Origin of the sequence: Methylobacterium sp. E-065, from assembly GCF_022829605.1 — a bacterium.
In the GTDB taxonomy this organism is placed as follows: Bacteria; Pseudomonadota; Alphaproteobacteria; order Rhizobiales; family Beijerinckiaceae; genus Methylobacterium.
Map to the genome: position 1 here is coordinate 1 of NZ_JAKSYD010000139.1, position 13,493 is coordinate 13,493.

Annotated in this window: 12 protein-coding genes; 9 read left to right on the forward strand and 3 right to left on the reverse strand. The window is 65.9% G+C overall.

Annotation, left to right across the window (positions count from 1 at the left end; translation table 11 throughout):
* Positions 1-321: 321 nt before the first annotated feature.
* Positions 322-1,536: an MFS transporter gene (locus MKK84_RS18895; protein WP_243922410.1), complete on the reverse strand. Its 1,215-nt coding sequence runs from the start codon at positions 1,534-1,536 to the stop codon at positions 322-324.
* An 18-nt stretch (positions 1,537-1,554) separates the two neighbouring features.
* Positions 1,555-2,763: an MFS transporter gene (locus tag MKK84_RS18900; RefSeq protein ID WP_243922412.1), complete on the reverse strand. Its 1,209-nt coding sequence runs from the start codon at positions 2,761-2,763 to the stop codon at positions 1,555-1,557.
* Positions 2,764-2,881: 118 nt separating this feature from the next.
* On the opposite strand from MKK84_RS18900, the gene MKK84_RS18905 reads away from it, so the two are divergent.
* The 9 genes from MKK84_RS18905 (at position 2,882) to chrA (ending at position 12,234) form a co-directional block, all read left to right on the forward strand.
* A complete protein-coding gene (locus tag MKK84_RS18905; RefSeq protein WP_243922414.1) occupies positions 2,882-4,090 on the forward strand; it encodes a glycosyltransferase in 1,209 nt (402 codons plus the stop codon).
* Positions 4,083-4,586: a DNA polymerase ligase N-terminal domain-containing protein gene (locus MKK84_RS18910; protein WP_313899352.1), complete on the forward strand. Its 504-nt coding sequence runs from the start codon at positions 4,083-4,085 to the stop codon at positions 4,584-4,586. The genes MKK84_RS18905 and MKK84_RS18910 overlap by 8 nt, the downstream gene beginning before the upstream one ends.
* Before the next feature lie 14 nt (positions 4,587-4,600).
* Entirely contained in the window at positions 4,601-5,743 is a 1,143-nt protein-coding gene (locus MKK84_RS18915) for an acyl-CoA dehydrogenase family protein (RefSeq protein ID WP_243922417.1), read from the forward strand.
* Positions 5,740-6,336 (forward strand): class I SAM-dependent DNA methyltransferase, encoded by a 597-nt coding sequence (locus tag MKK84_RS18920; RefSeq protein ID WP_243922419.1) that lies wholly within the window; start codon positions 5,740-5,742, stop codon positions 6,334-6,336. Before MKK84_RS18915 ends, MKK84_RS18920 begins: the two co-directional genes overlap by 4 nt.
* Before the next feature lie 324 nt (positions 6,337-6,660).
* Entirely contained in the window at positions 6,661-6,903 is a 243-nt protein-coding gene (locus tag MKK84_RS18925) for a hypothetical protein (RefSeq protein WP_243922420.1), read from the forward strand.
* Positions 6,904-7,066: 163 nt separating this feature from the next.
* On the forward strand, positions 7,067-8,329 hold the full coding sequence (locus MKK84_RS18930; RefSeq protein ID WP_243922422.1) for an amidohydrolase/deacetylase family metallohydrolase: 1,263 nt from the start codon (positions 7,067-7,069) through the stop codon (positions 8,327-8,329).
* A gap of 85 nt (positions 8,330-8,414) precedes the next feature.
* Positions 8,415-9,410: an ABC transporter substrate-binding protein gene (locus MKK84_RS18935; RefSeq protein ID WP_243922424.1), complete on the forward strand. Its 996-nt coding sequence runs from the start codon at positions 8,415-8,417 to the stop codon at positions 9,408-9,410.
* Positions 9,411-9,991: 581 nt separating this feature from the next.
* Positions 9,992-10,822 carry a chromate resistance protein ChrB domain-containing protein gene (locus MKK84_RS18940; protein ID WP_243922429.1) on the forward strand — a complete coding sequence of 277 codons (831 nt, stop codon included), beginning with the start codon at positions 9,992-9,994 and terminating at the stop codon, positions 10,820-10,822.
* 2 nt (positions 10,823-10,824) lie between these two features.
* Positions 10,825-12,234: a chromate efflux transporter gene (gene chrA / locus MKK84_RS18945; RefSeq protein ID WP_243922426.1), complete on the forward strand. Its 1,410-nt coding sequence runs from the start codon at positions 10,825-10,827 to the stop codon at positions 12,232-12,234.
* 269 nt (positions 12,235-12,503) lie between these two features.
* On the opposite strand, the gene MKK84_RS18950 is transcribed toward chrA, so the two are convergent.
* Positions 12,504-13,493, reverse strand: a 990-nt coding sequence (locus MKK84_RS18950) for an ATP-binding protein (protein WP_243922428.1), incomplete at its 5' end; no start/stop codon positions are given.

Genomic DNA, 13,493 nt, shown 5'->3' on the forward strand with positions numbered 1-13,493 from the left:
AAACTCTTGCCCTGGGCAGTCTGCACCTCAATCTGGCGCAGCTTGAGCACGACCTGCTCCGCGTTCGTCTTCTGGCCTCGCCGCATGTCCAACTCCTTTGGTCCTGGCTGATCCTCTCAATCAGCCCGGTCCAAAGCCAGCCGGTCAGGCCACGAGCACGCCGCACTTGACAACCGGCCGTGGGGCCCGCGCGCGGTCTACAGTGATGTACGCTCGCTGGGTGCGGCGATGCTGAAGAAGTTCGACTCTGACGGCTATGTACGCGATGTAGGGCGTCTCGCCGCTGCGGAGAGAGAATAGATCAGCCTAACTTGTGCGGCCTTACGTTGAAGAGACCGGGGTTGCACCGGATTTCCCTGCATTCCGACCCAGCCCGACTGTGAGCGGAAGCGCCAGCGCACAAAGCGCTGCCATGAACCAAAATGCGCCTGCGCCGAGGCGGCCGTAGAGCAAGCCCCCGACACTGGTCAGGACAGCGGAGGCCACGCCCAGTCCCAGCGTTCCATAGAGCGTCTGCGCCGTCGCGGCGACGTGCGGCGGCACGGTCCGGACGATCAGGCGCATGTTGGCGAGGTGCAGCAGTGCGAAGGTGAGTCCGTGCGACAGTTGGATGACCGCCAGCACTGGGACCGACGCCGTCGAGGCCAGAACCGACCAGCGCAGCACGCCCACTACGGCAGCCAGCATCGCGGCCTGGGCGGTGCTCGCGCGCGACAGCAACCACGGACCGGCGAGCACGAAGACGAAGACTTCCGAGGCGACGCTCTCGGACCACAGCAGGCTGATCGTGCTCGGCCCGATGCCGGCCTCACGCCAAAGGATCACCGCGAAGCTATCGTTGAGCGCATGGCTGCCGATGACAAGAGCTGCCACGATGAGCATCCGGCGGAACAGTGCCATCGCGAGGAGCTCGCGTACGCCATCAAAGCCGAGGCTGTCCTGCGGCTCCCGCGGACTGGCAGCCGGTACGCGGCTCGTCGCGAGCGCCATGACGAGGAACAGGACACCACTCGACACGATGACGCTCGCAACGCCGGCCTGGGCGACGAGCAGTCCGGAGGCCAGTGTCCCGAGCACGAACGCCGCCGAGCCGGCACCCCGAACCCAGCCGTACGAGAAGGTGCCCTCCTGCTCAGCAGCCGTAAGCGTGAGTGCGTCGGCCAGGGGCGCGAGGGCCGCGATGGCGCTCGCGTGCAAGACGCTCGCCGCCAGCAACGGCCAGAAGCCGTACCCCAAGAGGTAGGCGAACGAGATCACTCCAGCCGCAAAGGCGGCGCAACTGAGGACGGCTCGGGTCGCGTCGTATCGGTCGGCGAGGTGGCCAGCGATGGGGCCCGCGGCGAGGCGCATCAACGTGCCCGCCGCCAGCACGCCGCCGATCTCGCCCGCGCTCAAGCCGCGCTCGCCGAGAAAACTGGGAAGGAATGGCGATTCCGTCCCGTAGGCGGCGTATAGCGAGCCCTGGAGGAGAACGAAGGCAGGGAAGGAGCCCGTCAGCAGGTTGGACCAGGCTTTCGCTCCCGTTCGCGTATCCATGTCGCATGCTCCAAGCCGTCACGCCGGCTTGGCAGACGCCTCGCCAGTGTGCCCTGGGGGAACACTCGTGCCCAGGAGGCGATGGCCTACCATCCACACGGCCAGGCCAATGCCCGCGACGCCGGCCAGGGCGAAGAACGACGCTGGGAAGCCGAGGTACTGCGCGACGAGGCCGGCGAGCAGCGGACTCGCTGTGGCTCCCGCGCCGTAGGCGGTCATGACGCCGCCGAGCCCAGCCGTCGCGTGGCCGGTACCCTCCATCATCTCGGCCACGAGCGCCGGTATGGCGACTCCGCCGAGACCCATCGCCAACCCTTCGAGCACCTGCACCGGAATTATCAGCAACCACGAGGTCGCGAACGCCGCGAGGATGCCGCGGGCCACAACCAACCCGAGGGCAATAGAGAGAACGCCGGCGTGCCCCCGTCCCCGCGCGACACGGGCGGCCAGGAGTGCGGCCCCGACCATCGTGGCCTGCGACACGACGGTCATCACGCCGGTGGTCAGGCTCGGGTTGGCGCCGGCCGCCGTTCGCGCCTGCGCCAGGAACGGCAGCATGGCGCCGTTCGCGGTTTGGTAGGCGAACACAGTGCCTGCCAGGATCAGCAACGGCTTGGTCTCGATCAACACGCGAAGGGTCGAGCGCTGGTCCTGCTCGCCGCCCCGCGCTGTTCCGTGGTCGATGCTGCCCTTGTCGATGGCGAGCAGCACGCCGCATGAGGCGACCGCCATGACCACGATGGCGATGGAGACGTAGCCGAGCCCGAGCGTGTAGCCGAGCACGCCGGACAGGGCGGCATTGGCGGCGTTGCCGGCATGATTGTACGCCTCGTTGCGCGAAACCCGGTGGCCGTAGGCTTTCTGCCCGACGATGCCGAGCGTGACCGCCGCGACGAGGGGCGCGATGCTTGTGTCGGCGACGCCGATGACGAGCTGCGACAGGCCGATCAGCCACAGGTTGTCGGTGGCGATCAGGGCGACGGCGCCCAGGGCAATGGCCAGGACGGCGGCTGCCAGGGCCGCGCGCTTGTACGTGGTCCGGTCGATCAGCGCGCCTACCGGCGTCGTTGCAAGTAGGCCCGCGAAGCCGGCTAGGCCCATAGCCAACCCGGTGGCGGCTGGGTCGAAGCCCTGCTTCTGCAGGTACACGCCGAGGAACGGGCCGAAGCCCTCGCGCGCGCCGGCCAGGGCGAAGTTCAGAGCGCCGAGGCTGAAAGCTGGTTGCATGTTGTCCGTGTCAGGTGCGGCAACGGCGCCGGATTAAAACTGGCTTGGCCACAGAACAGGGTGCCGCGCGGCAAGTTTGCGTGATGCCGGCGCATAACCCGGCTCGCCGGAGATATTCGTGCTGACCGAGACTGAAGTTGTGGCGTCATCTGTCGATCAAGGGATGCCGAACCAGGCGCTGCGAGCGGTGGTCGCCGTCCCGGTCTTCAACGAAGCCGAACGCATCGCGTATTGCTTGCACGCTCTGGATGGGCAGGAAGGTCTCGGGGGAAGCGGGCTCGGCGTACTGCTGTTCCTGAACAACTGCACGGATGGCACGGCCCATGTAGTCGCAGCCCTTCAGACGTCCCTGCGTCGCCCGGTTCGGGTGATCGAGCGGGCGTATGCCGAGGCGAACGCGGGATGGGCACGGCGGGAGGCCATGGAGGCTGCGGCCGCGTGGTTGGAGGAGAGCGGTACGCAGGATGGCGTTATCCTCACGACCGACGCGGATAGCCGGGTTCCTGAGGATTGGGTCGCGCGCAACCTTGCTGCGATCACCGATGGCGTCGATGCCGTGGCAGGCCGGATCGCCCTCGACGAGGCAGATGCCGCTCGGCTTCCCGCGTCCTTGCACGCGCGCGGCGCGCTGGAGGGCGCCTACGAAGCGCTGCTCACGGAACTCGAAGCGCGGATTAACCCGGTGGTGCACGATCCCTGGCCGCGGCACTGGACCACCTCCGGCGCGACGCTCGCGGTTCGGCTCGGCACCTACCGACAGGTCGGCGGCATGCCGCCGCTCGCGGTCGGCGAGGACAAGGCCTTCGTGTCGTCGCTGCTGTCGAGCGACGCGCGGGTTCGGCACGACCCCGACATCGTCGTGGTCACTTCGGGGCGGCTCGACGGGCGCGCACCCGGCGGGGCCGCGGACACGATGAAGCTGCGCTGCCAAGTGCCCGAGAGCCCGTGCGACCCGCGTCTGGAGCCGCTGCCGCGGGCTCTGTTCCGGTTCGCCTGGCGACGGAGGATAATCGATTTACATGCCTCGGGACGCCTAGGTCGCAAGGCGCTCTGGGCTCCGTGGCTCGGCATCCGGACGGACACAGCCCGAACGATAGCTCACCTCCCTACACTTGGCGCCGTGCTCGCCGCGACGGAGGCGGCCAGCCCCATGCTCAGGTATCGCCCACTGCGGCCCGCCGAACTTCCCCGACAGATCCTACACGCCCGCGCCGTGTTGGGCCTGCTCCGGTCAACGAGCGCGGTCCTCGGCCGCTCCCGTAGGTCGAAGGTGGTTGCGGTGGAGGATGCCTCGCAAACGTCGGCGGAGCGTACCGGCCATGCCTGAGCCCCTGGCCTACCGCGTGCAGAAGCACGCCGCGCGTCGTCTACACTACGACTTCCGGCTGGAGTTCGGAGGCGTCCTCAAGAGTTGGGCGGTCACGCGTGGCCCGAGCCTCGTCGCGGGCGAACGTCGCCTGGCCGTGGAGGTTGAGGACCATAGCCTGGACTATGCCGACTACGAGGGCGTGATCGCACCGGGCAGCTACGGGGCGGGCGTGGTGCTGCTTTGGGACCGCGGCACCTGGGAGCCGGACGGCGATCCTGGGACGGCGCTAGCCGCGGGCTCGCTCGTATTCACGCTGCACGGCGAGAAGCTATCTGGCCGGTGGCGCCTGACGCGGATGAAACCGAGGCCTCGCGAACGGCATGTTTCCTGGCTGCTCATTAAGTCCCACGACGCCGTGGCGCGGCAACTCAGCGAGCCTGACATCCTGAAAGAGAAGCCGTTCTCGGTCGCGACCGGCCGCACGGTAGAAGACATCGGCGCTGCGGCAGCCTGATAGGAGGGAGGCGCATGGACCAGAGAACTCCGCCTAACCTGGCATACGATGCCGTCGCGGCCGCTCGGCAGGTGGCTATTGCCGCCGCTGCCCGCGCGAAGGACCAGGACCGCGACGACGGCTTCCCGGCCGAGGATGTCGCTGATCTCGCCCGCGTGGGCCTGCTCACGGCGCCGATCCCTTCCGACGAAGGCGGTGTTGGCCTCGGCGAGGAGCCGGACGCGCACGACCTCGCGAGGGTCCTGCGGCTCGTAGGCTATGGCAGCCTCGCGCTCGGTCGCATTTACGAAGGCCACGTCAACGCGCTTCAGCTCATCGCGCGCTACGGCACCCTCGCACAGGAGGCACGCCTGTTTGCGGACGCACGCGCGGGACACCTGTTCGGGGTATGGAACACCGATGCGCCCAGCGACTGCCTACGGCTTGGAGATGATCGCCGCCTTCGCGGTGTGAAGACGTTCGCGTCGGGCGCCGGTTTCGTCACCCGAGCTTTGGTGACGGTCAAGCGGGAGCCGGGCGCGTCGCCGTTGATGTTGGTTGTGCCGCTGCAGCGAGGCACACGTGCCGACCTCACCGGATGGCGAGCCCATGGTATGCGCGCATCCGCAACCGGAACCGTCGACTTCGAGGACATCGCGGTTATCGACGAGGAGATCTTGGGCGCGTGGGACGATTACCACCGTCAGCCGACGTTCTCTGGTGGAGCTTGGCGCTTCGCGGCGGTGCAGCTCGGCGGCATCGAGGCTGTCTTCGACGCGTGGCGGGGGCATCTCGCCGAGACCGGCCGAGGTAACGACCCGCACCAACTCGCCCGCCTCGGCGAGGGTGCCATCGCCGTCGAGGGTGCACGAGGCTGGGTCGAGCGCGCCGCCCGAGTCGTTGTTGGTAGCGAACTCGCCCCCGAGCGCATCGTCGCCTTCGTCAACTTGGCCAGGTTGGCCGTCGAACGAGCGGGCCTGGAAGTTCTGCAACTCGCCCACCGCTCCGTCGGTTTGCAGGGCTTCCTGCGCGAGCATCCGCTGGAGCGGCTCTCACGCGACCTAGCCACCTACCTTCGCCAGCCCGCGCCGGACCGTGCCTTGACCACTGCGGCCGCGGAGATCTTGGAAGCCCGCGGCATCGCAGGCGATCTGTTTGACGGGGGCGAATTGCGATGACGCGGTACGCCCATTCCCTGCCGCCGAGCTACTTCGACGAGCGCTACGCCAAAAACCCGGACCCCTGGGAGTTCGAAACCAGCGAATACGAGCGGGCGAAGTATGCGGCCACCCTCAATGCCTTGCCGCGGGCCCGGTATTCTTCTGTCTTGGAGGTCGGCTGCTCCATCGGAGTGCTGACCGAGTCCCTCGCTCAGCGCTGCGACGCGCTCGTCAGCCTTGATCTTGCCGAGCGCGCACTGTCACAGGCGCGGGATCGATGCAAGAACTTGCCCCACGTCCGTTTCGAACTGGCCCAAGTGCCCGATCAGTGGCCGAAAGGACAGTTCGACCTGATCCTACTGTCGGAGGTCGTTTACTACCTCGATGCTGACGATCTGGGGCGCTTGGTGGACCGTGTCCGAGGCTGCCTGCAGCCGGACGGTGACGTGGTGTTGGTCCATTGGACGGGCGAGACGCACTACCCCCTGACCGGCGACGAGGCGGCCGAGCGCTTCATAGATGGCGCGCGCGCATTCCTGCACGTCAGCAACCAGACGAGGAGGGATAAGTACCGCCTGGACGTGCTGGCTTGGCACAAAGCGCAACCGTGACCACGGCCGACGGGATACGTTGGCTTGGCTAGCCGCGTGCCAAGGAGCCGCCAGCCAGTTGCTCATTGCGAGGTGCGGGACGCGTCCCAACAGTCGGCTGGAATGCGGACCGATGTGGCGGCGGCAGTATTTCATTGCGAAGTCGTGAGCGTGGAGATAGCAAACCGCGCACCTATTTTTACCACCGCGATAACTCAGAAGCGGACAAGCTGCTTTCGGTCAACATTGGCCGCCGCGGAGAGGCCGCGTGGACGTCTAAGATGGGTGGATTTCTGCCGGTCCGCTCTTGAGCGGCAATGGCACCGAAGCGGACCTTGCCTTGCCTTGCCGTCCCGCCCGCTCACGACCCAACTCGGTAGTGCGGATCGCTACTGGCGCAACCTGAAAACCTTTCTTCGTCGGGCGTTCGGTAGCTTCTGCAGCTGGCCGGATCTCGGGTTTCCGCGTGCTGCGCTCATCGACCTGTTCGACGCCAACTTCTCGGCGCCCGACGCTTTGTGGCTCGTCTACCGTGACCGGGAGCAAGTGGCGACGCCGGCCGGGGCGGTCCTCCAGGAATCAATATAGTCTCCGGCGATCGTCAAGGCGCGATTTGCCCGAAACCTTGCAGCTCGAACATTGCGAAAGCTATGCTCCGGCGCGGCGCCGTCGAAGAACGCGCGCCGTGCAATGGGACTTGCAGGCCGACGCGCCGACCAACGGCGCGCGGCGCTCCGAGGGAGGTTGGACCATGTCCGATTTGTCGCGTCGTACTTGGCTCGGCCTCGCTGGCGCTATGGCGGCCGTGGGGCCGGCCGACGCCGTGCCCGACCGCTTCGACCTAGTGATCAAGGGTGGGGAGGTCATCGACCCGAGCCAGTCGCTGCGGGCCAAGCGCGACGTCGGCATCCGCTTCGGCGTGGTGGCCGCCCTCAAGCCAGATATCCCCGCCGAACGCGCCAAGCAGACGATCGACGCCTCCGGCAAGCTCGTGCTGCCGGGGCTCGTCGATCTCCACGCCCACACCTATCCCTACGGCTCGGCGATCGGCATCCCGGCGGACGAAACCGTCCCGTTCTCGGGCGTGACCACGGTCGTCTCGGCGGGCGATGCGGGAGCCAACAACATCGCGGCGCTCCGGCGCCACATCGCCGCCCAGACGCGGACTCGGATGTTCGCCTTCATCCATATCGCCAACAACGGCCTGTCCGCCTTCCCGGTGGCAGAGCTGTACAATATCGACAACGCACAGGTGGAGACCTGCGCTCTGGCTATCGCCGAGAACCCGGACTTCGCCATCGGAGCCAAGGTCCGGATGTCCGAGAATGTCATCTTCAAGCACGGGGCCGAACCGCTGAAGCGGGCCATCCAGGCCTGCGAGATGTCGGGGCGGCCGGCGAAGGTCATGGTCCATATCGGCGGCGTCGAGACATCGGCGCTGATGAGTCAGATCCTCGATCTGCTGCGACCAGGCGATATCCTCACGCATTGCTACTCGGGAGCGCCTAACAGCGGCGGTCAGTTTACGAACATCGTTCAGGACGGGAAGCTGCTGCCGGCAGCCCTGGAGGCCAAGCGGCGGGGCGTCGTGTTCGACATCGGCCATGGCGGCGGCTCGTTCGACTTCACCGTCGCCGAGGCGGCGATCGCGCAGGGCGCCCCGCCAGACACGATCTCGTCCGACCTGCACGTTTTATCCGGCAACACCCCCGGCATGCCTTTCCTTCCGGTGGTGATGAGCAAGTTTCTGCCGCTTGGCTTCAGCCTAGAGCAGGTGATCGCGATGGCGACGCACAAGCCGGCCGGTATCATCGATCGCGTCGCGAAGCTCGGAACCCTGCAAGTCGGCGCGCCCGGAGATGTCTCGGTGATGGAATGGGTCGAGCGCCCGCTCTCGATGGTGGACACCCGCAACAATCGACGCGACGGCAAGGGCTTTCTGGCGCCGGTGCAGACGGTCAACAACGGCGTGCCGTTCGGCCGCCCCTACCAGTCGCCCTTCTCGGTCCGCTGATTCGTGGAGCGATGAGGGCCGTACGCCGACCCCCGGCGAGCCGCCCCGAACCCAATACTCATCAAACAGATGCAAGGAGGGAGGGATGACGCGACGCCGGTTCATAGCGACGGGTGCAGCGTTTCTCGCTTGGCCTTATGCCGCACGAGCCCAGCCTACACGCTCCTACAAGCTGGCGATCGTCCATCCCGATCGTTCAGTCGAACTCATGACGAAAGAAAAAAGCCCAAACTTCAAGGCATTTTTCGAAGAACTTTCAAAATCCGGCTTCGTAGAAGGTCGAAACTTGGTTGTACAGCGTTTTGACGGTGGCGGTGTTTCGACGAATTATTCAAAGACCGCGGCGGACGCAGTCACTTGGCAGCCCGATGTCATCATGTCCGTCTCCGACCGGATGACGAAACTACTCAAAGATAGCACTGCGACCATTCCGATCGTCGCCATGACCAGCGATCCGGTTGCGTATGGATTGGCTGGATCGCTGTCACATCCTGGAGGCAACGTCACCGGGATTATGGTCAATTCCAGTCCGGAAATATTTGAAAAACGCATTGAATATTTGCGAGAGATTGCCCCAGACACCCGGGGCGTATTTCAGCTAACCTCACGCACGCTCTGGGAGAGTCCGCTCGGAGCAAGCGTGCGCGCTGCAGTGGAGCGGGACGGCCTGCAGCTTGTAGGACCTCCTGTGGAAAGTCCACATCGTGAACTTCAGTACAGGACAGCTTTCGCCGCGGCAGCGCAGCAAACAAGAACGGCGCTGGTCACGACCGCTGTCGAAAATTTCAACAACATGGATCTCATTATAAGACTTATGAATCAATTTTGTATCGTTGCCTTTTATCCGTTTCGCGAATACGTTGAAAAAGGTGGCCTGATCGGTCACGATATAAATCTGGTTGATCTGAATGCGCACGTCGGACAGCAGGTATCTCAAGTCCTGAAGGGTGAAGATGTCGGATCAATCCCGTTTTACCAACCTTTGCGCCTAAAACTTCTGATAAATCTTGCGTCAGCGACAGCGTCCGGCATCAAGGTGCCCGCAAGTTTGCTTGCAAGGGCCGACGAGGTTATTGAGTAGATAATCTGGGATGAGGCGTAGTAGGGGTGCAATCCTCCCTCGAAGTCTATTTGCCGCTTCGATATCACCGTGCAGCGGCTTCCTTGCCCGAATCGAGTTGGGCCGCCAAAATGGAAAAGCTAGCTTTGATTGGCTTGAACGGGCGCGAGGTCGATATTTCCACTCCGGCGTATGGTGCCACGGACCGCTTGCCATCCGCGCTGAAGTTGCCGGACCGTTCACGAACGGCCGCTTAAGGGATGCGCCGATGGCGGTCCGAGCGGCTGGGTTGGGTCGGATGCGGAACGTCCGCGTCGAGGCGAGTGGCTGACCTCTGCTTCCCACCCTAAGAAGCCATTCAGCTTGCGACCCGGTTCAGACAATCAGCCTCCTTTCGCCCTATCCCAGAAGCAGACGTCCATCGGTCAGTAGGATGCGTAGACAACCTTGAGCATCGTCGACCGCGGTGTCGGGCTTTCGCTCTACCTTCCGTCTTGACAGCGCCCATCCCGGGGCAGTGTATGGCGACATCGGGGAGCGATCCCCCGATGAGGCTTCGGCTGAAGATCGCGTCCCGCCTGCACTCGCTGCAAGGACGCGTCATGCCCGTGCCGAACTCCATCTCCGTCGATAAACTTGCTCGCTTGGTCGGCACCGCCGGCTGCCCCGTTGTGGTCGACGTCCGTACGGACGACGCCTTCCGAAACGACCCGCGTCTGATCCCAGGCAGCCTTCGTCGGCATGTCGCGGACATCGAGCACTGGTCCGCTGAACTCGCCGACCGCGACGCGGTTGTGGTGTGCAGGCAAGGGCACGATCTCAGCCACGGGGCCGCCGCCTACCTGCGCCACGCGGGATCCTCGGCCGAGACCCTGGACGGCGGCTTTGCAGCATGGGGCGCCGCCGGCCTGCCGTTGGTGCCCGAGGTCAAGCTGCCGCCGCGCGACGCGCGCGGTCACACCGTCTGGGTCACGCGCGCCCGACCCAAGGTTGACCGCATCGCCTGCCCCTGGCTGATCCGCCGCTTCGTCGACCCCGGGGCAATCTTTCTGTTCGTGCCGCCGTCCGAGGTGAATTCGGTGGCCGAGCGGTTCGGCGGTGTTTCCTTCGACATCGATGATCCGGGTGCCTACTGGAGCCACCGAGGTGAGCTCTGCACCTTCGACGTCATGATCGAGGAGCTCGGCCTCGCGACGCCGCCGCTCCTGCGCCTCGCGACCCTGGTGCGCGGGGCCGACACCGGCCGGCCGGATCTCGCGCCCGAGGCCGCCGGACTGCTCGCAGCCTCGCTCGGCCTGTCGCGGATTTACGCCGACGACATGCAGCAGCTCGATGCTGGAATGCTCCTGTACGACGCCTTCTACCGCTGGTGCCGGGATGCGACCGAGGAGACCCATAACTGGCCGTCCAACAAGCCCCGGGAGAGGGCCTGACCATGGCAGAAGCCGTATCCGTCCGATCCGGGCCGGAATTGGTCGAGGTTAGCATCGGATCCCCGCTACCCGTGACCCTGGCGCAGGCGGTGCCGGTCTGGGCACGTATCGCCGCGCTCTCTTTCGGCGGCCCGGCCGGGCAGATCGCAGTCATGCACCGCGTCCTCGTCGAGGAGAGGCGCTGGATCTCCGAGAACCGCTTCCTGCATGCCCTGAACTTCTGCACCCTGCTGCCGGGACCGGAGGCGCAGCAACTCGCCACATACGTCGGCTGGCTGATGCACGGCACCCGCGGTGGCCTCGTCGCCGGCGGCCTGTTCGTCCTACCGGGCGTCCTCGCGATCATGGCCCTGAGCTGGGTCTACGCGCTCTACGGTAACGTCGGGCTGGTCGCAGGCCTGTTCTTCGGGCTGAAGGCGGCTGTGCTCGCCATCGTGCTGCAGGCCGTCATCCGCATCGGCAAGCGGGCGCTCAAGGGGCCGGTGATGGTCGGGCTCGCGGGGGCGGCATTCGTGGCCATCTTCTTCCTCGACGTGCCGTTCCCGCTGATCGTGTTGGCGGCAGGCGTGATCGGGTATCTCGGCGGTCGGGCCGGCCTACCGCAGTTCAAGGCTGGCGGGCACGGGGGCAGCGGCAAGGCCGTCGAGGGTCCGTTCCTGCTCGACGACCACGAGCTCCCCCGCGAGCGGGCGGCGGCCGAGCACACCCTGCGGATGCTACTCGTCTGGGGGGCGATCTGGCTGGTGCCGGTCGCTGCCGTCCTGCTCACGGTTGGACCCGACGACGTCTTCGCCCAGGTCGCGGTGTTCTTCTCCAAGATGGCGATGGTGACCTTCGGAGGCGCCTACGCGGTGCTCTCCTACGTCGCGCAGCAGGCGGTGGAGCATTACGGCTGGCTCAAGCCCGGCGAGATGCTGGACGGCCTCGGCATGGCCGAGACCACGCCCGGCCCGCTCATCATAGTCACCCAGTTCGTCGGGTTCCTAGCGGCCTACCGGTCCCCGGGCTCGTTATCGCCGCTGCTGGCTGGGACGCTGGGCGGGCTGCTTACCACCTGGGTAACCTTCGCGCCCTGCTTCCTCTGGATCTTCGTCGGCGCCCCTTACGTCGAGCGCCTGCGCGGCAACCGGGCGTTGACTGGTGCGCTCTCGGCGATCACGGCGGCCGTGGTCGGCGTCATCCTGAACCTCGCGGTTTGGTTCGCCCTGCACGTCATCTTCGCAGAGACGCGACCGTTCACAGCCGGTCCGGTCCGCTTCGACGTGCCGGTCCCGTCGAGCCTGAACCCTTGGGCGCTCGCCCTGGCGGCCGCGGCGGTGCTGGCGGTGTTCCGGATCAAGATCGGCATGATCCAGACGCTCAATGGTTGCGCTGCCGCCGGCAACATCCTTCACTTTCTTGGACTGACATGACCGCCGGCAATCAGACCTTGCCCCTTCATTCTCCTGCGTGGGTTAGGAAATAGCTGGAACAGCGAAGTCCGCTTCCTTGCCGTGTCGCCCGTAAGCAGACCGGCAGAAAACCACCCAACACGGTCGTACAAGGTGCCGGGAATGCCGCGAGAAAGCAGACGCTTCGCGGTTGGCCATGACACCGGTTGGGATATCCGGGCCGCAAGATACGCCTGCCTTTGCTCCCGCAGTTCGCGTGAAAGACTCCGTCCGCACCAGTCGCTGTGTGCTTAGAGACCGACGATACCCTTGCGCCGCTTCCACGTCGCCACCTTACGCAGGAGTCGGGAGAGTTGCTCGACCGAGTACGGTTTGTGCAGGAGCTCGAAGCCGTAGGTGCCGTTCTGCGCCAGCACATGGCTGTAGCCGGAAGCCAGCAGCACCGGCAGGTCGTGGTAGCGGCGGCGGATCTCCTGGCCGAGCTCGATCCCGCTCATGCCCGGCATGACAACGTCCGAGAACACGACATCGAAGCGTTCGGCGTCCAGCTCCAGCTCGGCCAGCGCCTCCTCCGCGTTGTTCGCCAGAACAGGAACGTAGCCGAGGTCGCTCAAGGTCTGGACGGCGAAGGTGCCGACCGCGGCGTTGTCCTCGACCACCAAGACGCAGGTGCCGTGACCGTCCATCAGTGGGGCCGGCTCCGCGCTGGTGGCCGTCGTGAGGGGGGCGTCTACCCGAGGGAGGTAGAGCGTGAAAGTGGTGCCTTGGCCGACCCCGCTCTCGACGATGATCTCGCCTCCGGACTGCTTGGCGAACCCGAAGACTTGGCTCAGGCCGAGACCGGTTCCCTGACCCACGGCCTTGGTGGTGAAGAACGGCTCGAAGATGCGCTCCAACCGGTCGGCCGAGATGCCGCTGCCGGTGTCGCTCACGTCTATGGCCACGAAGTCACCCTCGACGGCGGGGTGGAGACGGACCGCGGGCATCCGCTCGACCGGCCGGACTCGGATGGTCAGGCGGCCGTCGCCGTCCATGGCGTCCCGGGCGTTGACCGCCATGTTCACCAGCGCGGTGTCGAACTGGCTCGGGTCGACGTCCACGAAGCAGGGATGCTCGGGCAGCTCGGTCTCGATCCGGATGCGGGACCCGGTGAGCGTTGCCATCATCTCTGAGAGGGCCCGCACGCCGTCGCAAGCTGCGAACACCTCGGGCTTGAGCGCCTGACGCCGCGCGAAGGCAAGGAGTTGGCCCGTGAGCTTGGCGGCGCGGTCCACCGTGTC